Genomic DNA, 22,212 nt, shown 5'->3' on the forward strand with positions numbered 1-22,212 from the left:
AATCGTTTTGTCTGTGATGGGACAGTCGAGGCCTGAGCCACATCAGTGATTTGATTGCTGCAAAAACAGCGTTCGCTGGCGTGCAATTGCTCGGTAATGCCCATTCGTCTCGTGGTATTCCTCGTCGAGTTTCTTAATCGTAGTCTCGTTCATTGGATGACGAATGTTCTGGTAGATGAAGGCATTACCCTCTTTGGCAGTGGCGATCGTTTTGCTTCTAGGTTCATTGTCGATGCTGAAGAAACCTGGTTGACCGCGATCGTAGGCGGCTACCGTGTGAGAGTTGTCATGTAGGCAGGCGCAGAATGAGACGCCGATGAAGTTCGGATCAGCCGCCAGTCGGCGCGAAAGCAGGTGGTAAAGCACTCGTCGATCCAGATGGTCGGGAACGGGGCCTGGTGTCCTTCCCAGCTTAAGAAGTGTTTCCGGGTAGACATTTCCGAACACCTGGTCACTAAGTAACGCAGGCAGCCCGGTGCTTTCAACCACCGGACTGATCTTGTGCGTTTCACTGAAGTGCTGCGGCGCCAGCACGTCGATGTAGGGAGTGATTCGTTTCCAGAGTTCGGCCGAGTAGGTGACGCCTTTCACGTAGCATCCGAGAACCATGTGGTTGGAATCCACCTTTCGGATTTCAGCGTGTCCGAGCCGATTCACCCGGACAACGATTTCAGCGATCAAAGCCTCCTGGTCTGCGGCAATTGTCTTGTTCTTTGAATACGTGAAGTATCCCGCGGGATAAGCGATCCCTCCCTTTTGCCTCAGGTCATCAAAGGACTGATAAGTCTTGCCGTAAACGGCGTTCAATTTCCTGATATCGCCGTTGTAACGTGATTCCAGGATGGAGATCAGGTGCTCTCGACCCGGACTCCCGGGTTCACGATCCAGCGTTTCATTGATCCACAGGCCTGAACGCATGAAGGAGCCAAATCCGTAGTAGTACCCCATGATCCATGAGTTGTCCTTGTTCGGCGTGACGTATCTGGCGACGCTCTCTCGGACGAATGTGGCATATTCGTCGCTAAAGACGTCCGGGCGTTTCTCGCCAGGCTTCAACTCCACCTGGTGTTTGATCAACGGCACGTGAATGGCGTGAGGAATCTTCTCCTCGCGATAGACGCGCTCGGCCAACTCGTAGTTGACGTAGCCAAAGCGTGCCCGCTCCGTGCTGTACGGCCCACTCCAGACGCAGTTGTAGCCCAACTCCCGCATCTTTTTGATGCCGTCGCGCAGCCAGGCTTCCTGGTCACCTTTGTAGGAATAGGTCACGGCGTCCCGGGAAAAACCGGTCACTGGATGGCTGAGGCCAATTCCAAAGAATCCGTGCCCCTCCGGCGTCACTAACCACCAACGACCGTCAATCCTTTGCGTATGAAAGAATCCAGTTTTGTTTCCCGTGATGTCGGTGAAGCCGCCATAGGTGTCGAGCTCTTGGGCTGAGGCCGGGAAGCCGGTGGCGATGCTTATCAGCAAGGCGAAGACGGTGTTGGATTTCATATTGTTGATCTCATGTGTAGTACGGGAACTCCTGCCCGTTTTTCCTCAGCGAAGCTCATAGCGTTTCACGAGCAAGAGTGCCCGTGCTACGGACGGACTAATCGTGGAACATCCGGGCCATCTTCTGGGTGACTTGTTCATTCGCAGCCGTCATTTGATAAACGTGCTGTTGATCGGGATTTTCCATCTCGTCGAGCAGTCCGCGACGGCGAGCTTTGTTTCGCTGATAAGCGCCGCACAGGTGAAAACCGATGCAGCCCGGGTTTTCGAAAAGCCCACTCAATGTCTTTGCATACCACTCGCCGTTGTTTGGTTTGAAGAAGCTGTTACTGCGGAAGTTCACTCCCGCAGCGTCGGCGAGCAGAACCGGCTTCCCGGTTTTCTCATGCCACTCGTCGAGGTGTTTGACCGGATCGCGGAAGTCTTGGAACGAGATCACGTCAACGAACGGTTTAGCGGCGTTCATCACTTCCATCGCGATCGGCGCGTTGGCTTCGTAGCGGTCGCCGAGCAGCAGGTGGTGTTTGTCGTAGCGACGAATGGCGTCGTGGGTGGTCTTGTAGTAGCTAGTCGCCAGCTCGCTGAGTTCTTTTCGTCCCGCCTCTGTCTTCAATCGCTCGGGATCGAAGATCGGACCGCGCCATTTGTTGTCTGGCCGGTCGTGAGTCCATGTCGGACAGTCGCTGTAGAAATAGCCGATGAGGTTTCTTTCATCGGCCAGCTCCGCACAGTGCGAGCGCGCGACGTAGTCGACCCACTCTTTCCAGTCGTCACTGCGGAAATCGTAGTGGACCGTATGCTTCTCCCACTGATGCGATTCGGTGAACGGGAGCAAGTGACAATAAGGCATGTCCAGCGCGCGATATTCGTCGATAGTAAAGGCGCGCGAATGCTGCCACTTCTTGACCGTCACTTCTTGAACCCAGCCGACGGTGTTGAAGCCCCATGCCATCAGGTTGGGTGCGACCGACTCCTTAATCCACCGAATCGTGCTGCCGCCGTATTTCTTGCGCCAGATGTCGATGTTCTCGGGGTACCGCAGGCTGGCTGGATCGATGTGGTTGAGCCCCATCGTGAAGAACGGCTCTCCCGCAGGGGTAATCAACCACCAGTGACCTTTTCTCTCGCCGAGAGTAAAGAATCCTTCTGGTTCGATCTGCGTCGTCTTCGCTTCAGTCGTCTGGGCGAAGGTCGGCGCTGAGCGGGCCGCAAGGCCCGCGCCGAGAGCAAGACCGCCCTGCAGAAAGTGCCGCCGTGCTATCGATTTCGTATTCATAATTAATCCTTGCTCAATACGAGAACCCGCAGTTGGTCAACGCCTCGAACCGGATTGACGTTGACGCTCAGTCCCAGCGTCTTCATGTCCTGGGACATCGTCACTTCATCGGGCGACCAGCCACCACCTTCTGTCGACTCTGAATTGTCAGTGGAAACATGCGGATCAAGTCCTCGATACGGATTGGCTGCCACCGGGTACTCCACTCCGGGTAGTCCAAGGGTCGAATCGCTGGCAATCAACTGGCTCGCTTCGCAGACGACTCCGACAATCTTTCGGTCAAACTTGATCACACCACGGATCGGCTCTGGCTGAGCCGACCTGAAATGAAACAGGTAGCTGTCAACTTTCACGCCCTGCGGAACGGTCAAACCGGTGTTGCCGAAGAAGCGATAGTTGCCAGCCGATATCAGTGTGACCGGGATTTCCTGATCCAATAGCACATTGCTCTTCTCCGGGATCACTTCGATCCACGACGCTGCCTGACGTTTCAGATCCTTCCGCGACACCGTCTCCTTCAAACGTATATTGCCCTGCAAAAAGGTGAGACCGAGATCACTTCGGTTCCTGTTTCCCAGGACTCCGCGACTGGAGCGAACGGGGATGTTCTCCGACCCCAATTCGTCGGCTGCACCCACCTTCAATCGAATCGCCTGTCCTTCTTCAATTCGAATACTCTCACCGGACCGCGTGCTCGACCCCTCACGCTCAAAAACTTCGACGAGCCCCTCGATGACATGAACCTCCGTCTGGCCGCCATCTCCAACCCTTAGCCCAAATTCCGTGCCTAGATCGACTACCTCCGCCTCATCCGTCGTGATGGTGAAGCCGATCGCTTCCTCCGGGATCCGTGCGACCAGATTGCCGGAAGACACGTGCAGCAGGTCCGTGCTCTTCAATTCAAAATCTGAAGGTCCCTGCAGAGTCACGCGGGCTCCCCGATTGAATTCCAATTCCACAGTGCCGGCATCCAACCTAAAGCTGCCGGCTTCGAGCAGTTCCCCCGACATCGGTTCGATATCTCGCCAGTCCGCATCGACCGATGTCACCAACCTCGCAACGGGGATTCCTGATGCTGCGAAGTCTCCGGATGGCGAGGTATCTCGATCAGTGGGACTCCATTGGGCTATGGCAAAAAGAGCGACGGCGGCCAGTGATACTGCCGCTACTGCAAAGCCGTATAGAAAGCTCTTTCGAGAGACTTGCTTTGTCTCGGCATTGGCTGAAGACACGTCCGCCATCGGCTCCGTGTTCTCGCCTCGTATCGCAGCCTCTCGATAGCCGCCATCCAGCGCGACTCGGAATCGATAGAGCTTCCGCAGCTCCTCATCCTTCGCGAGCAATTCGTTCAGGACTTCGACATCTTCTGCCGTCGCCTGTCCAAGCAGGTACTGATCAATGCGGCCTTCCGGCTTCATATCTTCTGCGGTCATGGCAGCTCCAGCCTCAATTTCTCTTCGACGCACTGCGACAGTTTTGCACGAAGTCGACCGATGATTTTGTAGAGCGAGTTAGGCGTTTTACCGGATTGCTCGGCGAGTGATTTCACTTCGCCAGCCCCGCGATAGGGCGACAGAACCAGTTTTCGACGCTCCGGGGGAAGTTCACCGAGACACTCCGCCAGAGAGTGCTGAATGCGGACCAGGTCTTCAGACGCGGCTTCGGCTTCAGCTTCGCGAGCAATCAGGTCGAGGACGTCCTTATCGAGAACCAGCCGATCGCGACGCAACTTCGCGATCGCGTTGAAGCACTTGTGACGAACGATGACCTTTCCCCAGGGCAGAAAGCCACTTTCGTCTCGAAGCCGCTGCCGGCTTTCCCACATCGTGATGCTGGCGTCCTGCAGCACATCATCCACGCTGCTCCAGTCAGGCAGGATCAGACGCGCATAGTTCCGCAACGCCAGCTCATGGCGAGCAAAAAGCCGCACAAAATCAGCTTCGGAAATGGGAGTGGGAGACTCAAATTGGTCAGATTCAACATCCATACTTCTATAGTTTGCGCCAGCCAGGATCCTGCCGCTTGTTTTTTCCGATTTCCCCTGAGCGTACCTGGCAAGGTAATGTTCTTGAATCTCCGGACCTTCGCTTGTCGGAAGGAAATCGTCAGCTACCGACAGCATGTCAAGGACGAATCACGAGCAAGTCGCAGTCCTGTCGCGACCGATATCAGCTCGCTTACTATAAGAACAGCTTCGGTTGCATGGATCGGCGCATTTTCGAGTTGCCGGGAGATCGCATCGGTCTTATGCACTGTTGGCGCTTCATCGATGTGCGGTTCTTGCGTTCTCGCACTGCCGGACCGCACACGAGTCCTCATTGGGACAAGACGGTTAAGTCTTGGATACCTGGAAATCCGCGGTTCGGATGAGCGTTCGGACCTTGAGCTGACTTGCGACCCGAACCAATTTGCTATCTGCTCGGACCGCAACGACAAAACCCTCAGCCACAAAACAACTTGCGACTGAGGGTTAACGGTTCGGATTGTGATCCGGTTTTTCCAAGCTCCCCGAGGCGGTCTCAATCCGAACCGGGGATTCGTCGAGCTAGGTGCCTTTCGTACCAAGAGGTTACGTCGATTGCCATTTATCGAAATGTTCAAGTGGAACTCAATTACGGACCGTTTGAGAGCTGAAGCATCTGCTACGCGGCCGAAGCGAGATCGCATGAGATTGGCTTACGAATACCAAGCCATGCTCGATTCTGGTGCCGCTACATCGCGAGCTGACCTAGCACGGAAATTGGGCGTTAGTCGTGCCAGAGTGACTCAAGTGTTGCAACCGACCCGTGAAACGTATTTCGATTGAGATAGACTGCAAGCGTCTGTCATTGGCGTATTCCGACAGTGGTCCGGGTATCGCATATGAAAACCGGGAAGAAGTGTTTAGACCGTTTTTCACTTTGAAGCCTGCAGGGAAAGGCAAAGGACTGGGCCTGTATATTGCTCGGGAGATTGCGGAATATCATGGAGCTAGCCTCTTTCTTGCGGAGGACGAAGACCATGGACCTCCCCGTGCAAGACGCTTGCAGGTCCTTTCCGCGTCGGACTCTGAGGCTTCAAAACCGCAGCTACTACACGGTTTACGATGATCGCCGTCGCATCTACGTTCCGGGCAATCGGCCACCAGAAGTTCCCAAACCGCGCATTAGGCCCTCCAGGTTGAAGATTCGGGCGGCGAACAACCCGACTCGAAACGTCATCAAGGTGGCTCGGGAATACGAGGCGTTCTTAGCTCGGCCTGAGGTCTACGGCTATCGCCAAGTCGCTCAGAACTTCAGTATCTCGAAAGTAATGGTCAGCTATTACCTGACGTTGCTGAACCGGCTCCCGGCTGACTTCATCAGTTGGCTGGAAAACTGTGAGGAAGAACTCCCGCTTACGTTCTTTAGCCTGAAACGGTTGCGGCCAGTGACCATGCTGGACGAGCCGGACCGTCGCCCAGAACTGCTCGTTCTGACTCGAAAACTGATTGAGGAGATGCAGGGAGAACCGTCTGAGGCAGTGCCAGCACTTTTGGAACTTCTCGGCGAATCGTCCTTGGCCACCCCGAAACCTCGCGAGCACCGGTCAATCCAGCTCGACTGACCGATACGACTGGACGGAATTTGCACAGATTGGGCATCCAGTGGTCGTTCAGTCTTCTCAAAGGTCATCATCGGGGTGCAAAAAATAGATTTCCCTGTGATTTACCGCTTATTTCGAGTTTAGCACGATGAAGAATGTTTACCAGTCTTTGATGCTCTTGATTGCCGGAGCGACCCAGCAGGAGCTCGCTCGGCAGGTTCGTTACCTGAAAGTTGAAAATGAAATCCTGCGAGGCAAATTGCCCAAGCGATTGACGTTCTCGCAAAAGGAGAAGAACCGAATTGCCAAGTTTGCAGCGAAGCTCGGATCAGCGTTGAATGAACTGACCTCAATCGCTCATCCCGGTACCATCAGACGCTGGATTCGTGAGGCGGCCAGTGGCGTCAAGAAGTCGGTGGCGAAACGTGGACGTCCGAAAACCAGGGAAGAGATACGTGAGCTGGTTCTGAAGATGGCTCGTGAAAATGATTGGGGGTACACCCGGATCATGGGCGAGTTGAAGAAGCTCGGAATCACGCCCCCGTCTCGCAACACAATCAAGAACATCCTGAAGCAAAATGGACTCGATCCGGGACCAAAGCGTGGTGAGGGCACTTGGGACGACTTCCTGAAACAGCACGCATCGACGCTCTGGCAATGCGACTTCTACGCCAAGAAAGCTCTAACTCTGAAAGGCTTTCGGGATCTTTACATTCTCGTCTTTCTGAACGTGGAATCACGTCGTGTCTACATCACGCCATCGACGTTTCATCCGAACGAGGAGTGGGTAAAACAGCAGGCAGTTGCGTTTCTGGATCACGTGAAAGAGAGCGATCTCGACATCGAAATGTTGATGCACGACCGGGACACGAAATTTACAGCATCATTCGATGCCGTGTTCGATCAGGCTGGCGCGGAGATGAAACAGACAGCGTTCCGATCACCAAACACGAACGCATTCGTGGAACGGGTACATTCAGACGTTGCAGCAGGAAGTGCTGGATCACTTCATCATCTTCGGCGAACAGCACATGGACCACATCGTGGCCGAGGCAGTTGAGCACTACCACGAGGAACGACCGCACCAGTCGAAGGAGAACCAACTGTTGATCAAACGATCTGATGGCGAGAATACTGAAGTCGATCCTGATGACCAGAAGTTCCAGCTTCACTGCAACGAACGACTCGGTGGTCTGCTGAAGCATTATTCTCTTAGGGCGGCGTAGAAAGTTATCCTCTCGGAACCGTCAGAATCGAGCCGAATGGCCTCACTCTTGTTTCGCCGGGGGTTTGATTTGGTTGTTTGAGACGATTCCTGTCAATCCCTGAATCTGAACGGCCTTTGCGTGTTCTTCGGTCGTAATTGCTGTGTTGCCGTATACGTGTGCTGGGGTTGTGCTGTCTTTGACTATGATGGCCGGGCCTCGGAATCTTGACACGGTATTCTTGGTCACCACGACAACGGAATTGACGGCGTTCACCACTGACCGATAGCCGTCGATTGAATTGGATGAGACGTTGACGGTTGAGCCTTGCCACACCCAAACGGCGGTTCTTTGTTTTTCACCAACTCCCTCGAAGGTATTTCCCGTGATCGTGGCCGTGCCTTCGACCAGTATGCCCGCCACGCCGCCTTTCTCGATTTTGTTGTTTTGAATTGTCGCCGTGGAGCCTTGTCGAACAGCAATAACGGGCGGCATCCCACCCGTTCGCACAAGTCGATTGCCCACGATGGTTGCTGTTGAACCTGCCGTGACGCCGATCGCCACCAATTTATTTTCAATACAGATGTTGTCTTGTATGATTGTTTGAGTAGTCTCTCTCAGCCCGATTCCAGCCATTTCATTTTCCCGACATTGGTTGCCTACGATCAGCGGTTGGGAGCCATCGCAGCCGATTCCCGCCATTTTGTTTTTGTAACACTTATTGCGTCGAATGATCGGTGTGGCTCCGTCTCGGGTGCCGATTCCTGCCATGTGGTTTTCGTAACACTCATTCTTCTCGATGATGGGAGCCGTCCCTTTCATTCTTATGCCGATACCCGCGCGCCGGTTTTGGTAGCAGGTGTTGCCACGCACAACAGGTGCCGCTTTTTCTCGACACCCGATCCCTGCCCGGATGTTTGAATAACACACATTGTCAACAACAAGGGGACTCGAATTCCGACAACCGATTCCCGCCCGCAGGTTCTCAAAGCAGCGGTTCGATCTGATGATTGCTTCGGCACGATCCGCAACCCCAATGCCGCCTCCGAGGTTGCGATAGGAAATGTTCCCTGTAATGAGCGGATTGATACGTTGGCCTTCACCACCGCTAACAGAAATACCAACGTCGCCGTTATGGTGGATGATGTTATTGGTGACGGTGCAGTGGACGCCTCGCACGCTGATTGCGGCTATCGTTCCTTCGGACTGCGCTGCCCCCTCGTCATCTCTAAGGTCTTCGCCCTGCGAGTCGAAATGTTTTTGCCACGTTGTCTGGTCATAGATGCCGACATTCGTGACAGTGAAGCCGTCAAGCCGACTGCCTTCGGCCATCATGACACCGGGCCGGTCACCATTGTCGCCACCGCCATCAATGATCGTGGCTTCGGTCCGTGCTAGGCCGAGTTTGCCCTTAGTGTTCTCGCCAGTGCTACGAAGGGTGATGTGCGCTGTAAGGCGTAGCCGCTCTTGATAAGTTCCTGCCGCCACTAATACTGTATCGCCGGCGTGGGCAGCGTTGATGGCAGCTTGAATCGTCTGGTGATCTTTGGGCACCATGATCGTTTCAGCGACAGCTGAAGACGAGAAACTGACGAGATGCACCGTAAGTAGTGTGGCCGGATGACTCACGAAAGCTGCGGCAGCTACAAGAATCGAATCGAACAGCGCCATTTTCATACGTGCCTCTCCTCATGCTGACTACTTCGATGTCGGGATAATTATTTAATTCTATCGGGCAGAACGATGGATCGGTAGAATCATGTATTCCGCAATCCTTTTTCACGCTGGAAATTCAACATGATCTTGCGAGTAATGTTTGCATTGTTTTGCTTTGCAGCTACGACTCTCCGAGCTGAGGAAGTAAATCGTATGCTATTCGACTTCGACGCCGACGATGCTGTCAAGACGTGGCAGACCGTCAATGATGGCGTGATGGGTGGTCGCTCAGTTGGCCAGTTCAAAATCACCGAAGACAACACGATGCAGTTCTTCGGAACACTGTCCTTGGAGAACAACGGTGGATTTGCTTCAGTGCGAACGCGGGCCACAAATCTCAACCTCACAGAAGGCGAGGAGTTGATCCTCAGAGTTCGTGGCGATGGACGGCGGTATTCGATGAACTTGTATGTTCCCAGACGACGCGTCGCATTCTCTTACCGAGCATCGTTTGAAACGAAGAAAGATGAGTGGACTGAAATCAGACTTCCGCTCGACGATTTCGTCGCCACGTCATTCGGGCGTGTCGTGAAGAATCAGAAACTTGACCCCACGGAAGTGAACGGGCTTGGAATCTTGTTGGGTGACAAAAAGGCCGGTCCATTTAAGTTGGGGGTTGAGTGGGTCAAGGTCGGTAACGCCCGCGGAGACACGTTCAAGGTTCAATGCGAAGGGACGTACCAGCGTCATCTGCAAGGAATCTGTAATGACGAGGAAGCGATCTACTGGTCGTTCACCACGACCCTCGTCAAGACGGACATGAAGGGCAAATTCTTGAAGAAAGTCTCCGTCGCCAACCACCACGGCGACCTCTGCTTTCACGAAGGCAAGCTCTACGTCGCCGTCAATCTCGGCAAGTTCAACGCCCCCAAGGGCAACGCCGACTCATGGGTCTATGTCTACGATGCTGCCACGCTCCAGGAACTGACCCGGCATGAGACGCAAGAAGTCTTTCACGGTGCAGGCGGCATCGGTTACCGAGATGAGCAATTCTTCGTTGTAGGTGGGCTACCGGATGGCGTCGCAGAGAATTACGTCTATGAGTACGATAGCGATTTCAAGTTTGTGAAAAAGCATGTCATCAAAAGCGGTCACACCCATTTGGGTATTCAGACGGCAACATTCGCCCACGACCGCTGGTGGTTTGGTTGCTACGGCGATCCAACGGTCTTACTCGTGACCGATCCAAAATTCCAAATGAAGGGCCGATACGCGCTGGACTGCTCGCTGGGAATCGTGGGGATGTCCGGTAATCGGCTCCTCGTCGGGAGCGGCCGCTGCGAGAAGGACAAGGGCTGCACGGGTGGCGGCAAGATAGCCTTCCCTGATGAACAAGCCGGGTACAAATTCGATCAAAAAGAGAAAGAAACCCAATGACGCAACATACAGATGCCACCGGCTTGGGACGACGAGCCTTTCTAAAGAACGGGGCACTCGTCCTGGCGACAACAGCGATGAGTACGCGAGATCTCTTTGCAAAAGAGACGAAACCCAGCGTCAAAGTCGGACTCGTCACGGACATGCACTATGCCGACAAGAAGCCTGCCGGATCACGGCACTATCGAGAGACGCTTGCGAAGCTGGAGGAAGCGGCTATGCAATTCCAGCAAGACCAACCCGATCACATCGTCGAGTTGGGCGACTTCATCGATGCCGCCGATTCCGTCGAAACTGAGAAGGGCTATCTCAAGCGGGTCAACAAGGAGTTTGCGGCGCTGCCCGGCCAGAAGCACTACGTCCTCGGCAATCATTGCGTGCACACGCTCACCAAGGACGAGTTCCTAGACGGCGTCGGACAGGAGAATTCTCACTACTCATTTGACGCGGGGGGATTTCATTTTGTCGTCCTCGATGCCTGCTTCCGTAGCGACGGAAAGCCGTATGGTCGCAAGAATTTCAAGTGGACCGATCCGAACATTCCAAAGGATCAGGTAGAGTGGCTGAGCGCTGACCTCAAACAAGCCAGTGGCAAGGCCGTTGTGTTCATCCACCAGCGACTTGATGTGAGTAATAACTACGGCGTCAAGAACGCAGCCGAAGTGCGAAAAGTGTTGGAGGAGTCAGGTCAGGTCCTTGCCGTCTTCCAGGGACACAGCCACAAGAACGACCTGAAAGAGATCAACGGCATCCACTATTGCGTTCAAAGAGCAATGGTCGAAGGCTCAGGGACCGAGAACAACGGATACTCAACGATGGATGTATTTACTGACGGGACCATCCGACTTACCGGTTTTCACAAGCAGCACGATTATGAATGGACATTCTGAAACCGAATTGGAAACAAAACTCCTCCTGCAAAGCGTGCCAGCCACCATGACACAATCGAAGTTCCGAAGTCTCACTCAATGAACGGATCGGTGGTCTGCTAAAGCACTACTGTTTGAAGGCGGCGTAGCATCCACCTCTCGAAGTTTCGCTGAGTGTGACGTTGTTCGATCTATTCCGGCAGCTTTGGATCGTAAGTCAGCAGGTCGGGCAGCGAGCAGAATGGCGATGCTGGGAGACCGGCATGGTTATACAGATTGCAGTTTTCAGGAGAGACTGCGTAGGCGTATTGGATGGCAATGGGAGAGGAAACTTTCGTGTTGGTCACAATGACTGTTTTGCCCACGATGGTAGCGATGGCCGGCTGCCAGTCACCAGATGCATCTGTGATTTCGAAGTTCAACAGCTCTTCATCGAGTACTTCGACAGGTTTCGCGAGGCCTTCCTTTTTGGCGATCATCAAACCGCTTTCGCCATGAAGGAAATGAATGATGATTTTCTTCCCGTGAATCTCTTGTCGATCAAACATGGGACCACTGAATGCGAGTCGCTTGCCGTAATTCTTGGCCAATGCCCAGCGGGCGAGTCGGTGACCGACATCGATCTTGTTCGGCGGGTGTATCCCTTCGCCATCAATGTCAATGGTCACCACCATACCGGTGTGAGGAAGATCGGCAGCCAGCCGTTGTTGTCCTCTCAGGTAAGGCCAGCCTTCTCCAGCACCACTCCCCGGTAGCTGGACAAAATAAACAGGCATCTTCTCGTTGCCGAATTCCTGTCGCCAGCCATTGATCAACGCTCGCATTTTATGCTGATAGTCTCGGGGATCTTCCTGAACGCCGCTGTTAGATTCTCCTTGGTACCAGATCGTTCCTCGCACAGAAAAACGACTGATTGGAGCCATTCGAGAATTGAAGAGCCGTCCGGGCAACCAGTTGGCATCGCGGGCGCGGACACCTCCCGGCAACTTCCAGATGCCTACAAGGTCTTCCCGATCGCCGAGTTCCAATTCTTTCTTCAAAGTGGAATGAGAATCAAACGCTGACCTGGGAATGAATGGTTCGATCGGTGTTCCACCCCGCGATGTATCAATCACACCGATGGGCACATTCAACTCAGCATTTAGCCGGCGAGCAAAATAGAACGCAACGCCGGAGAATCGCGAAACCGTCTTTGGTTGACAGACAATCCAGTCGACCGGCTTTCTCAAATCGGTCAGCGGTTCAGGACTCTCGGGCTCGTTGATACGACAGAATCGGATTCCTGGATAATCTGCCTCGGCAATGTCATCTTTGACGGTTTCCAGTTCACGGGACATGGCTCCGACTGTCATGGCCATGTTCGATTGACCGCTCGCGTGCCAGACTTCGCCGACGAGGACATCGTTGATCACGATCGACTCCTCGCCGCTTTTGATTCTCAGTAGTCGCCCCTGGAGACTTGCTGCGAACGGCTCAAAGGTGACAGACCATTTGCCATTCTTGTCGGAGGTGGCTTGTTTTGTTTGATCAGCAAAAGTTACGGTGACAGCGTCGCCAACTTCGGTCCAGCCCCTGACGTGAATCGGTTGATCCCGTTGTAGCACCATGTGATCCGTTAAAATCCCGGCAACACGCAACTCAGCGCTCACCGCGTCTGGCGCGATTCCGAGTAGCATCAACACAACGAGAATTATGAATTGCGGCAAGTTCGACTTACTCATCTTCCACTCTGGTTTCAGTTCACACACAGACGTTACTCACTTTCAGACTCCTGAATTGCTTGTTCCGCAGATTCTTGTGAAGCAGTTCTCCAGTTCTCACCCAGCAATCGTTCGAGCATCTCCATCACATCATCTCTGGTCTGTCCCGTATTAGCAAAGTGGCGTTGCCAAAAGTTTTCCCACCAGTCCGGTGGTTCGGAATGTGAGCCTGCGTGTTCGGTCGGCCGACCGACTTGTCCATCGACGACCAGGCTGCCGATGTAATCTGACTGCTGATAGACCTTGTTGATCTGCACTGCAATCTCAGCCATGTCTTGTTCAGAAACCACCCCATTGCTGGTCGCTTTGTAGAACTGAACGGTCACTCGTACTGGATAACGGTCATCGCGTTCGATGTCCAAATCGTCGATCTCTGTGAATGGTCCTTCAACTTCCCCATGCCCAATGACCGCTTCTTCGACATCACTTCCACCAGTTGGCGCGGCCATTGAATACATAACACATGTATCATCTTCCCAAGCTGAGTGCTGGGGTTCTTTTTGTTTGAGGGGAACTTGGACGAGTAGAACCAGATTCAACCCTTCTTCGTGGTTGTCTTGAGACTTTGGAACTTCATCAACTGAACTCTCTAGCACGAATGCAGCTATAAAGTCACTTTTTCTTTGGCCCGTCAAATTCGCTCTTTCACCATTCTGGTTGAAGAAGAGTCGCTGGCCCCATGTTTGACCGGCTTCGAAGCCATCACGTTCATTGTCGATAACTGTGACTGAGGTGCCTTCACGAGTCGCTAAGATTGTCAGGACAGCAGGGTCACCTTCGTACGACTGATAGTTAAATAGAACCGGATTAAATTCGGCGATCCCATTCTTCGGGATCGGTAGAAAACAGGCTTGCGCACTGACAAGGACATGGCTGTCACGTTCCTCCGCCAATAATGATTGGCAGTCACCGCTCCAACTCTTCGGTTCGTGAAGATAGTTGCGCAAGTCACCCAACAATTCTCGCAAGCTGACTTTCGTCAAATCCTCGCCACGTTCGTTTCCGACCAGGACAAAGAACTCGTCCATCGGAATGTCGCCACTGATGTCGCTGAAGTTGGGGTAGCGAATCACCGGCATGCAACTGAGCTGATAGCCGCTCTGCCCTGACACTCGATGCTGCACCTGAATCGTCATGTCACTGATGTTTGGGCCTACGGCAGAATCGTCAAATCGAGCCGTATCCTCCCAGGTCACATCAAGAACATGCAGCCCATGTTTCTTTGCCATGCGCTGCACAGTTTGGTCCTGGACCATCCCTGCTGTTCTTTCGATAACGCCTTCGTATTCACTTCGCGGCATAAATAATTTCTCCTATTCAGACTCCGTATTGCATTGTTGAAAACATCTCTGGAATCTGAGATGAGAATGCGCTAAAATCTGGTGATGAGTGATTCCCCACGAACGAATGTGTTGTTGGAAGTGGCAAAGCTGTCGCTTCGGATTGGACGCAAGTATGTCGAGCCGTATTCGCATGCGAAGACCGAGGAACGAGAATGATGCAGGTCAAACGAACGGTCCAAATCGATGTTGGAACTCGAGGACGACGGCGTCGTAGCGAACGGGAGCAGGCAGCCGTTCCCAGCGGAAGAATTCCACGGGTATCGCGATTGATGGCACTGGCAATCAAATTCGATGGTCTCATCACGACTGGCATCATTACAGATCGTTCAGAACTCGCCCGCCTCGCTCACGTCACACAGCCCCGCATGACACAGATCATGAACCTGCTGCATCTCGCTCCAGACATCCAGGAACAGCTGCTATTTCTGCCCCGGGTCACCAACGGCCGCGATCCGATCACCGAAAAGATGCTGCGACCGGTCGCCGCGGAAGTGTCGTGGTTCGAACAGAGGAAAAAGTGGACAGCAATGAAGATTACGAGCCAAACTGCACATCGTCGCTGAGCCCCAACTCCTTCAAGCCGGAACGCGCTTCGTCGGCCTTGGTCTGGCCGGGATCGCCGTCGGCTGGAACTTCGAATGTGACCTGTAATTTCAGTCCCGGAGACGAGGCAAAACGGCTGAGCACCTTCGTGTAGAAGTTCATCCATTTCTGTGGCGGCACCTCGCCCTGCCATCGGATCGTCTTTCCTGCTGGCTCAGGGCTAGAATCGCCACCGCCGCCTGGTTTCCCGGGAATCGTAACACGGACTTCTGCAATTGCCTCTTGTCCATCGACAACTGCTTTGACTGTAAATAATCCCCCGCCAGTTTCCTTGGCAGCCTCATAAAGGCCGTCTTCACTGATGCTGCCGCCGTTTGCTGACCACGCGACCGCCCCCATGCCAAATGGCTCACTGTACTGGTCGACTCCGCTGCAAGTGAACGAAGCCTGTTCGCCGGGCTTCAGCACAACGTTGCTCGGCCGAATGCCAATACGATCAAGATGAGGGGGCTCCAGAAGTTTCCGGGCATCTTCTGCCTTCAGAACGAACACGTCATCCGCGAGGTCCAAATCGGATTCGCTCAGACTCTCGTTGAAGCAAGACAGCTTGAGCTGCCCCGACGCATCCTTCGTGGCCAATCCGAGCGTTCCCTGGCTGACTCCGTCCGCGATCGTCCGCTTGATGGCATCAGCATCGAGCAGCCTGGGCAACCGCGGAGACGAGAAGAACGCATCGCGAACTCCCTTTGTGGACCATTCATTCAGCGCCGGCGGCCAGTACTTCAGTAGCTTGTTGGCACCAACGCCGGGAGTGATCTCATCCGTCCGGCTCAACTCATTGACATACAACTCCACAAGGCTGTTGGCCTGGCTCGATGTGATCTGACCAAGGTCGATCTGTCGCAGCTTGTTGTCTTTGCCAAGCAGAAACAGGTAGCGGTACGTTCGCCAGATAGCCTCTTTCATGTCGGACTTCGCACGCCCAAGGTTCTTCTTAAGAAGACGCTCCTGACCTTCATCCAACTGTTTGCGAGTGTCGGTGTCGTCTTCGATCGCCTCCCAGGCCAACACATCACGTGTGGCATCGTGGATCGCGTCTGCGGAATCGGGAACGGCGAACAGCAAGGCTGATTTGTAAGTCCGACCAGACGTACCACACTCACGTACAATCGTTTCAAGCAACTTTTCAGTCGAACGATCTCCTACAAGATGGTCCAGTCCCATTACAGCCAGTGTCAGGACGGGACGATTCGGGACATCGTTGCTGCGTTCAGGAAAAAATCGACGGTCGAGAGCTTTGGTTCCCTTGTTGAAAAGTTCCTGCGTGTCCTGCTTGATACGTTCGTTGATCTCTTTTCCCTGAACAGCACCACGGCGAGTTACCAGAATCTGATTCAGGTTGGGAGTCAGTCCAAAGCGGTAGTGGTTTTTTTCCCAGTTGAGGTAATAACAACTTCCCACCAATCCTTCGAGCACATTTTCGACGTCGACCATGTTGAGGTCAGGGGTGCCCACCGCCGCCCGGATTTCCGGGAGCGTTGCAACTGCCTTCGATTGGCTCATGCCTCCGTTCGACTCAAAGAAAATCGCCGAGGCAACCTTCCGGTGCAGCTTGGACTTCTTGATCGCGTCGGATGCTTCGCGATCCAGTCGAACCGCATGAGCATCTTTCTTTCCGGCAATGTCCGTTGTGAGCGGCACTTCGAGTTCGTTGGAACAAGCGGTTTACTCGGAAGTTCGCCGACGCCGGATACGGAGTCTGTCCGCCTCGTGGACGGATTCGCATCAGTCCAATGATCTGGGAACGAGCGTCATCGGAGCAGCGTCGGGAGACGGTCATCCACGAAGTCTGCCACATCGTCGCCTACCACCTGCACGGTCTTGAAATCAAACCGCACGGCATCGAGTGGCGGCAGGCAATGGCGAACTGCGGCATGGAGCCAGAAGTCACGCACAAGATTGATCTCGCTGGCATCAACTTCTTTCACGTTCGGGAATGTAAGAAGCAGGGTCGTTGCCATGTCAGCAGGCGAGACTTTGCCGCACTCAAACGAGGAGAGTTGCTGCACTGCACGATCTGCGGGATGCGAGTCGATGAACAGGCCATCGAGTCATAGTCTTGGATCGACTGGTTCGCTTTCCAGTGCCAGCACGCCGAAGACACATTCGTGGACTCTTCGGAGCGGCTCCTTCCGCACAAATCGCTCCAATGACTCAATGCCGAGAGCGAACTCCCGAAGTGCAAGAGAACGTTTTCGTCCAAGGCTGCGATTTCTCAGCCGGGAAAGATTTTCATCGGCATCGTAATTGGGGCTGTAGATAATGCGAAGATATTCCTTGCCACGACATTTCACGGCGGGCTGAACAAGACCTTTCTTGCCTCGGTTGATCCAGTCCAATGGTTTGATGACCATTCCCTCACCACCGGCTACCGTCAAATTCACCCACCACTCGGTGGCGGCACTTGTCGAGTCTGAGTCCGTGAGGTCAACTGTCTTGCAACTTGTCGCCAACAATACTTGTTCGTCTTCACGGCACAACTTTGCAATCGCTTCCATGTGCCATTGGTGGTTCTGATCGACGTGGACCTTTCCTTCCGTGGCAAGAATGTGGAAGGGAGCCAGCTTATAATCACTGATCGACTCGACCGGCCAGCAGTATTGACGATAGGCAGTCACGAACCGATCAACAGCGGTCAGCTTGCTGTCAAATCGCTCCCGAAAACCGGAGATCTTGTCCTGCTCACCGCCATTCAGTCTCGATTCCGCCATTGAAAGTGCGGAAGTGACTTGAGGTAACGAGGAACTTCCTGCTGCTCCAACAGCGGCATATTGTGATCGCAACAACTCTTGAGCCTTTGCCGACCAAGGCATCAGTTCGCAGTCGAAGCAGACCCAACTCGTGTTGAATTCTTCCCAGAAGCCAGATCGATCAAGAGCATTTCTGAGTCGATCAATCAACTCTGTCTCAAGTGTTTCGTCATTGAAGAACTTCCGTCCTGTTCTTGTGTAGATGATTCCTGACTCGTTTTCTTGAATTCCGAATCGTTGCCGAGCCGCTTCGGCATCACGGCAGACAACTACGACAGCCCGTGATCCCATGTGCTTCTCTTCACAAATAGCGTGAGAGATTCCTTGACCGAGGAAATAGCGAAACGCTTCGGCAGGATGTTCGAGCATTCCTTCCTCGTTCGATGTTTCGCATGGCGACATGGTTGGGGGCAAATAGATCAGCCACTTAGGGTTGGCGGCAAAGCGGCTCATGACCTCCAATGCGGCAATCGCATTTTCCTCCCTGATGGTCACGTTCCGTTGCAGCCGAGTTGAAATGATCCGTTTCCCGATCACATCAGCAGCATCGAGAGTGTCATCGAGTTCCTGCTGGAACGAACGTGTGGGAGCGTCACCATCTTCCAGGAATGGACGTGCAGGCTCGCAGTACGTCGCTTTGGCTGGAACCGAAACGAATTCCCGTTCTGGATAACGGAGGGCGGTCAGCTTGCCTCCAAACACGCAGCCGGTATCAATGCAGACCGTATTGTTCAACCACTCCGCTTCAGGAATAGGAGTATGGCCATAGACAACCGCCGCTTCTCCTCGATACTCCGCAGCCCAGTTGAACCGGACAGGCAATCCAAACTCGTCGGTTTCCCCAGTTGTTTCACCATACAATGCGAATTCACGAACTTTCCCAGAGCCTCGCCCCTGCATTTCCTCTTTCATCCCAGCGTGGGCAACGACCAGTTTTCCATCATCCAAGACGTAATGACTCACAAGACCGTCGATAAAAGTTGCGAGTTCTTTGCAGAATGGCTCACGAATATCGTCGTCCAATGCGTCGATTTCACTCACCGTTTCAGCCAGACCGTGCGTCAGTTGTGGGTTCTTGCCGTTGAGTTTGCGAAGCAGTTTCACATCGTGGTTTCCGGGGACACAAATGCCGCTGCCGTTTTCCACCATGTTCCGTACAAGCCGAGTGACATCGAGGACACGTGGGCCACGATCAACCAGATCCCCAACAAAAACAGCTTTACGCCCTTCTGGATGCTCGAAGACTTGGTCGCCCCAAAGAGGGTCGAGTTCTTTTTCAATGCGAATATATCCAAGACTCCTCAAGAGCCCTTCGAGTTCATCGCAACAACCGTGAATGTCTCCGATGATGTCGAACGGACCATGTTCGTCCCGTTTGTCGTTCCACAGTGGAACTCGTTCGATAGTTGCTGTCTCGATCTTCTCTACATCGTCAATCACAATGACATGACGAAACCCTTCACGTTTCAGACCCTTCAGTGACCGCCTGAGTTGTGACTTCTGATTCCTCACGACGTGTGGTCCAAAGTCCCGATCTGGTCGATCACGGTTCCGCTCGTGGCAAACTTCTTCTCGCACGTTCAGCACGATGGAAACAGGTAGGCAGTGGTACTTGCGTGCAAGTGCTACCAGCGGTTGGCGAGATTCTTTTTGCACGTTCGTCGCATCAATGACCGTGAGATGACCTCGTGCCAATCGCTTCTCCACGATGTAGTGCAGCAGGTCGAATGCATCCCTTGTCGCTGACTGATCGTTTTCGTCATTGCTGACAAGTCCACGACAATAGTCGGACGAGATCACTTCGGTTGAAAGAAAGTGCTTGCGTGCAAACGTACTTTTGCCGGAACCGCTGGCACCGATGAGGACGACGAGTGACAGGTTGGGAATTTTGATGTTCATATCACCAAATCAGCGGCTTTGCTTCTTTCTTCCAGAACAGCCACCGTCTTCTTTCTTGATGGGTTGATGTACTAATTGCGAATCGATCGGCAGTACCGGTGTCTAAGAGCCTATCCGGAATCCTCTTCATGCTGTAAGTCGGTATTTGAACGGAGCTTGGTTGGGTGAAGGAGCTAAGCGGCGGAGCATGCGACCAATGGAAGCCACATAGATCATGGCTTCGCTCGATTTGGTGATACTTGCGTCCAATCCGAAGCGACAGCTTTGCCACTTCCAACAACACATTCGTTCGTGGGGAATCACTCATCACCAGATTTTAGCGCATTCTCATCTCAGATTCCAGAGATGTTTTCAACAATGCAAGATGCGTTCAAAATTCTCTCGCAGGCCCTTGGGGGCCTTGCGGCATGATTTTACGCGGGAGCTGAGCGCGGGTGCCATGCCCTCGGTTGCTTGGGCATGCATCTCACACTCGCCGTTGGTGTTCCGATCAAATGGCCTCCGGGGCTGGAGGCGGATGATGAATTTGTCGTCGGATAGTGTTAGAAACCGGACGAAGAAGCATCTTGTTGCTACGCAACCCAGCCGATCTCGGCCGGGCCACCCAGCGGTGAATTTGATTCTTCTACTAACATCTCATATGGTCAACCAAAAAGATCGGGGGTTAGAATGCCACATCATGAAAGACCAAAGATCACTGTAGGTTCACTTCGTGAAGAGGCAAGTCGGTCTGACTATGGAGGAATAGCAAGAAGGGGGATGTTCAATTCGTTTGACTCAGACGACGCAAGTAGTGATGCATATGAGTTTATCATTCCCGTTGATGCTAGAGTTCACGGAAAATTGAAAACACTGCACAAATTCTTTAATTGCGAAGTAATTGGGAAGTCGCGAAAAGATGTGCGAGCAGGCTTGGTCGCCAAGTGGAATGGTACTCAGTTTCAGGTGCTAACCGAATTAGGTGACTTCTTAGGTTGTTTCGAACCTCTTTCGATTGTTGTTGGGAAAACTATTAATGGTGTCAGGCTTGCAAGAATTGGCTCAGGTGATGGAGTGGTTACGGATCTATGGTATTTAGATCTTCCGGAAAAGGCAGGAGCCTCCAGTGAACGGTTTGATTCTTTTGAAGTCAAGGGAGATGAGTTTCTGTTGGACTTTTTCGACAGGTTCTCCGGCCTCTCTAATGGCGCGTTGAGCTTTAGCTCCAGGAACGACACTATTGTTAGAGTCGACACATCATTGTTGCCAAACATTTCAGAGTTTGAGGGGTTTGCGAGTTGGGATGGAGCGACTATTCTCGCATTTGCATACAATGCCGATTTATTGATTTATCGCGACAGACGCATCGCTTGGATGGATTTTGACCAAGGAGTCTTCGTTGAAGTTAAAGGCAGCTTTGAGCAGTTTTTAGGTCAATATTTATCAAATGTGGTTGGCGGAGTGCTGGCAATCACTGCAGATTCAGCTGACGGCATCGAGTGAAATAACTCAGCCTTGATGTGTCTGGAGAGAAGTGATGGTGTCATTATTCGAAGTAAGTCGATGGGCGATTGTCTTTCGACGAAGAGTTCCTGAGCTTCTCTTTCAGAAACTGTTTCGACAAATTCAGGATCTCATCGACAGGGATTTCTCGTCTCTCGCCGAGTTCCGGCAGGGCAATGTTCGATTCGTAAAGCATTGCGGTTAAATGGAAAGTAAGCACGCTTAACTCAACAGGTGAAAGGCTAGAGGCTGTGTGAATCGTCTCCAGAAGAAATCTGACACCGACTGGATTGCCAAGCAGGCTCAGTGCGTATGCTGCCTTTGTTCTTTCGGCGAAGGAGCCTCGCTCGATGCAATCAAGCAGCGGTGATTCTCCATCGTGGCGGCCAAGCCGAGCGAGTCGGATTGCAGCTGCTTGCTTCTGTGACGCATCTGGATCGTGTCGAAGAACGAACAGGAAGAGTTCTACAGCCTGCTTTTCGGGCAGTACTTCAACTGCAACGATGGCGGCGCTGCGGCGACTTATGTCTGGATCATTGAGTAGCTGGACGAAGTCATCGAACTGAAGTCCTCGCAGTTTTGCTAATGCAACGAAGATGCTGCAGAGGACGGTCGCATCTTTCGCTTTCTCCGCCTGGGTTTTGAGAAAGTCGATCCATGAACTGCAATTACTGTCGCCAATTTCCTGAAAAGACAAGATCTGAATGATCGTGTCTTGGCTTTCGGCGCCGTCAGTCAGAAACACTCGCCACTCTTTCGACCCAGATTGCTTCTCGTTCAGCTTGGTGCAAAAGTTTTCAGTGACAGAGTTCGCACGTTCACAGAAGCTGACGCTAAGTTCTGAACGATGCATGGTCGTTAACTTCTGCGT

Annotated in this window: 18 protein-coding genes and 1 pseudogene; 9 read left to right on the plus strand and 10 right to left on the minus strand. The window is 53.1% G+C overall.

What is annotated here, in order from left to right:
- Window positions 1-42 precede the first annotated feature (42 nt).
- The 4 genes from KOR42_RS07985 to KOR42_RS08000 form a co-directional block, all read right to left on the minus strand.
- Window positions 43-1,497, minus strand: coding sequence for a hypothetical protein (locus tag KOR42_RS07985; protein WP_146508615.1), 1,455 nt, complete (start codon window positions 1,495-1,497; stop codon window positions 43-45).
- 97 nt (window positions 1,498-1,594) lie between these two features.
- Window positions 1,595-2,773 carry an agarase gene (locus KOR42_RS07990; RefSeq protein WP_146508617.1) on the minus strand — a complete coding sequence of 393 codons (1,179 nt, stop codon included), beginning with the start codon at window positions 2,771-2,773 and terminating at the stop codon, window positions 1,595-1,597.
- Window positions 2,774-2,775: 2 nt separating this feature from the next.
- On the minus strand, window positions 2,776-4,206 hold the full coding sequence (locus KOR42_RS07995; protein WP_146508619.1) for a FecR domain-containing protein: 1,431 nt from the start codon (window positions 4,204-4,206) through the stop codon (window positions 2,776-2,778).
- Window positions 4,203-4,895 (minus strand): sigma-70 family RNA polymerase sigma factor, encoded by a 693-nt coding sequence (locus KOR42_RS08000; RefSeq protein WP_231740778.1) that lies wholly within the window; start codon window positions 4,893-4,895, stop codon window positions 4,203-4,205. The genes KOR42_RS07995 and KOR42_RS08000 overlap by 4 nt, the downstream gene beginning before the upstream one ends.
- 664 nt (window positions 4,896-5,559) lie before the next feature.
- Between KOR42_RS08000 and KOR42_RS27820 the strand changes: the two genes are divergently transcribed.
- The 4 genes from KOR42_RS27820 to KOR42_RS08020 all read left to right on the plus strand — a co-directional run bounded on the left by KOR42_RS27820 (window position 5,560) and on the right by KOR42_RS08020 (window position 7,563).
- A complete protein-coding gene (locus tag KOR42_RS27820) occupies window positions 5,560-5,862 on the plus strand; it encodes an ATP-binding protein (RefSeq protein ID WP_146508623.1) in 303 nt (100 codons plus the stop codon).
- Window positions 5,774-6,358, plus strand: a complete 585-nt coding sequence (locus KOR42_RS08010; RefSeq protein WP_146508625.1) for a hypothetical protein — start codon at window positions 5,774-5,776, stop codon at window positions 6,356-6,358. The genes KOR42_RS27820 and KOR42_RS08010 overlap by 89 nt, the downstream gene beginning before the upstream one ends.
- A gap of 127 nt (window positions 6,359-6,485) precedes the next feature.
- Complete coding sequence (locus KOR42_RS08015) at window positions 6,486-7,397, plus strand: helix-turn-helix domain-containing protein (protein ID WP_146508627.1); 912 nt, start codon at window positions 6,486-6,488, stop codon at window positions 7,395-7,397.
- Window positions 7,381-7,563, plus strand: a complete 183-nt coding sequence (locus KOR42_RS08020) for a hypothetical protein (RefSeq protein WP_146508629.1) — start codon at window positions 7,381-7,383, stop codon at window positions 7,561-7,563. Before KOR42_RS08015 ends, KOR42_RS08020 begins: the two co-directional genes overlap by 17 nt.
- Window positions 7,564-7,605: 42 nt before the next feature.
- On the opposite strand, the gene KOR42_RS08025 is transcribed toward KOR42_RS08020, so the two are convergent.
- A complete protein-coding gene (locus tag KOR42_RS08025; protein WP_146508631.1) occupies window positions 7,606-9,219 on the minus strand; it encodes a right-handed parallel beta-helix repeat-containing protein in 1,614 nt (537 codons plus the stop codon).
- A 192-nt stretch (window positions 9,220-9,411) separates the two neighbouring features.
- On the opposite strand from KOR42_RS08025, the gene KOR42_RS26505 reads away from it, so the two are divergent.
- Together KOR42_RS26505 and KOR42_RS08035 are read left to right on the plus strand one after the other, a co-directional pair.
- Window positions 9,412-10,635: a CIA30 family protein gene (locus KOR42_RS26505; RefSeq protein WP_197440971.1), complete on the plus strand. Its 1,224-nt coding sequence runs from the start codon at window positions 9,412-9,414 to the stop codon at window positions 10,633-10,635.
- Window positions 10,632-11,525 (plus strand): metallophosphoesterase family protein, encoded by an 894-nt coding sequence (locus KOR42_RS08035; RefSeq protein WP_146508633.1) that lies wholly within the window; start codon window positions 10,632-10,634, stop codon window positions 11,523-11,525. Before KOR42_RS26505 ends, KOR42_RS08035 begins: the two co-directional genes overlap by 4 nt.
- A 170-nt stretch (window positions 11,526-11,695) precedes the next feature.
- Here KOR42_RS08035 and KOR42_RS08040 read toward each other — a convergent pair whose 3' ends face one another.
- Entirely contained in the window at window positions 11,696-13,225 is a 1,530-nt protein-coding gene (locus KOR42_RS08040; protein ID WP_197440972.1) for a sialate O-acetylesterase, read from the minus strand.
- Window positions 13,226-13,257: 32 nt separating this feature from the next.
- Entirely contained in the window at window positions 13,258-14,565 is a 1,308-nt protein-coding gene (locus KOR42_RS08045) for a hypothetical protein (RefSeq protein WP_146508635.1), read from the minus strand.
- Between the two features lie 194 nt (window positions 14,566-14,759).
- Between KOR42_RS08045 and KOR42_RS08050 the strand changes: the two genes are divergently transcribed.
- A complete protein-coding gene (locus tag KOR42_RS08050) occupies window positions 14,760-15,170 on the plus strand; it encodes a hypothetical protein (protein WP_146508637.1) in 411 nt (136 codons plus the stop codon).
- On the opposite strand, the gene KOR42_RS08055 is transcribed toward KOR42_RS08050, so the two are convergent.
- A complete protein-coding gene (locus KOR42_RS08055; RefSeq protein ID WP_146508639.1) occupies window positions 15,142-16,851 on the minus strand; it encodes an immunoglobulin domain-containing family protein in 1,710 nt (569 codons plus the stop codon). The two genes, KOR42_RS08050 and KOR42_RS08055, sit on opposite strands and share 29 nt — an antisense overlap.
- 59 nt (window positions 16,852-16,910) lie before the next feature.
- Here KOR42_RS08055 and KOR42_RS08060 point away from each other — a divergent pair.
- Window positions 16,911-17,267: pseudogene (locus KOR42_RS08060) on the plus strand (SprT family zinc-dependent metalloprotease); the annotation flags it as partial.
- On the opposite strand, the gene KOR42_RS08065 reads toward KOR42_RS08060, so the two are convergent.
- A complete protein-coding gene (locus KOR42_RS08065; RefSeq protein ID WP_146508641.1) occupies window positions 17,262-19,859 on the minus strand; it encodes a polynucleotide kinase-phosphatase in 2,598 nt (865 codons plus the stop codon). The pseudogene KOR42_RS08060 and the gene KOR42_RS08065 sit on opposite strands and share 6 nt — an antisense overlap.
- A 669-nt stretch (window positions 19,860-20,528) precedes the next feature.
- Between KOR42_RS08065 and KOR42_RS08075 the strand changes: the two genes are divergently transcribed.
- Window positions 20,529-21,341, plus strand: a complete 813-nt coding sequence (locus KOR42_RS08075) for a hypothetical protein (RefSeq protein WP_146508643.1) — start codon at window positions 20,529-20,531, stop codon at window positions 21,339-21,341.
- A 43-nt stretch (window positions 21,342-21,384) separates the two neighbouring features.
- Here KOR42_RS08075 and KOR42_RS08080 read toward each other — a convergent pair whose 3' ends face one another.
- Window positions 21,385-22,194: a HEAT repeat domain-containing protein gene (locus KOR42_RS08080; RefSeq protein WP_146508645.1), complete on the minus strand. Its 810-nt coding sequence runs from the start codon at window positions 22,192-22,194 to the stop codon at window positions 21,385-21,387.
- Window positions 22,195-22,212: the final 18 nt, after the last annotated feature.

It is taken from the genome of Thalassoglobus neptunius, from assembly GCF_007859735.1.
Taxonomy (GTDB): domain Bacteria; phylum Planctomycetota; class Planctomycetia; order Planctomycetales; family Planctomycetaceae; genus Thalassoglobus; species Thalassoglobus neptunius.

Coding starts and splice junctions, on each gene's coding strand:
- KOR42_RS07985 (WP_146508615.1), bottom strand. CDS start 1,497: ATGAAATCCAACACCGTCTTCGCCTTGCTGATAAGCATCGCCACCGGC.
- KOR42_RS07990 (WP_146508617.1), bottom strand. CDS start 2,773: ATGAATACGAAATCGATAGCACGGCGGCACTTTCTGCAGGGCGGTCTT.
- KOR42_RS07995 (WP_146508619.1), bottom strand. CDS start 4,206: ATGACCGCAGAAGATATGAAGCCGGAAGGCCGCATTGATCAGTACCTG.
- KOR42_RS08000 (WP_231740778.1), bottom strand. CDS start 4,895: ATGCTGTCGGTAGCTGACGATTTCCTTCCGACAAGCGAAGGTCCGGAG.
- KOR42_RS08010 (WP_146508625.1), top strand. CDS start 5,774: ATGGACCTCCCCGTGCAAGACGCTTGCAGGTCCTTTCCGCGTCGGACT.
- KOR42_RS08015 (WP_146508627.1), top strand. CDS start 6,486: ATGAAGAATGTTTACCAGTCTTTGATGCTCTTGATTGCCGGAGCGACC.
- KOR42_RS08025 (WP_146508631.1), bottom strand. CDS start 9,219: ATGAAAATGGCGCTGTTCGATTCGATTCTTGTAGCTGCCGCAGCTTTC.
- KOR42_RS26505 (WP_197440971.1), top strand. CDS start 9,412: ATGCTATTCGACTTCGACGCCGACGATGCTGTCAAGACGTGGCAGACC.
- KOR42_RS08035 (WP_146508633.1), top strand. CDS start 10,632: ATGACGCAACATACAGATGCCACCGGCTTGGGACGACGAGCCTTTCTA.
- KOR42_RS08040 (WP_197440972.1), bottom strand. CDS start 13,225: ATGAGTAAGTCGAACTTGCCGCAATTCATAATTCTCGTTGTGTTGATG.
- KOR42_RS08045 (WP_146508635.1), bottom strand. CDS start 14,565: ATGCCGCGAAGTGAATACGAAGGCGTTATCGAAAGAACAGCAGGGATG.
- KOR42_RS08050 (WP_146508637.1), top strand. CDS start 14,760: ATGATGCAGGTCAAACGAACGGTCCAAATCGATGTTGGAACTCGAGGA.
- KOR42_RS08065 (WP_146508641.1), bottom strand. CDS start 19,859: ATGAACATCAAAATTCCCAACCTGTCACTCGTCGTCCTCATCGGTGCC.
- KOR42_RS08075 (WP_146508643.1), top strand. CDS start 20,529: ATGCCACATCATGAAAGACCAAAGATCACTGTAGGTTCACTTCGTGAA.
- KOR42_RS08080 (WP_146508645.1), bottom strand. CDS start 22,194: ATGCATCGTTCAGAACTTAGCGTCAGCTTCTGTGAACGTGCGAACTCT.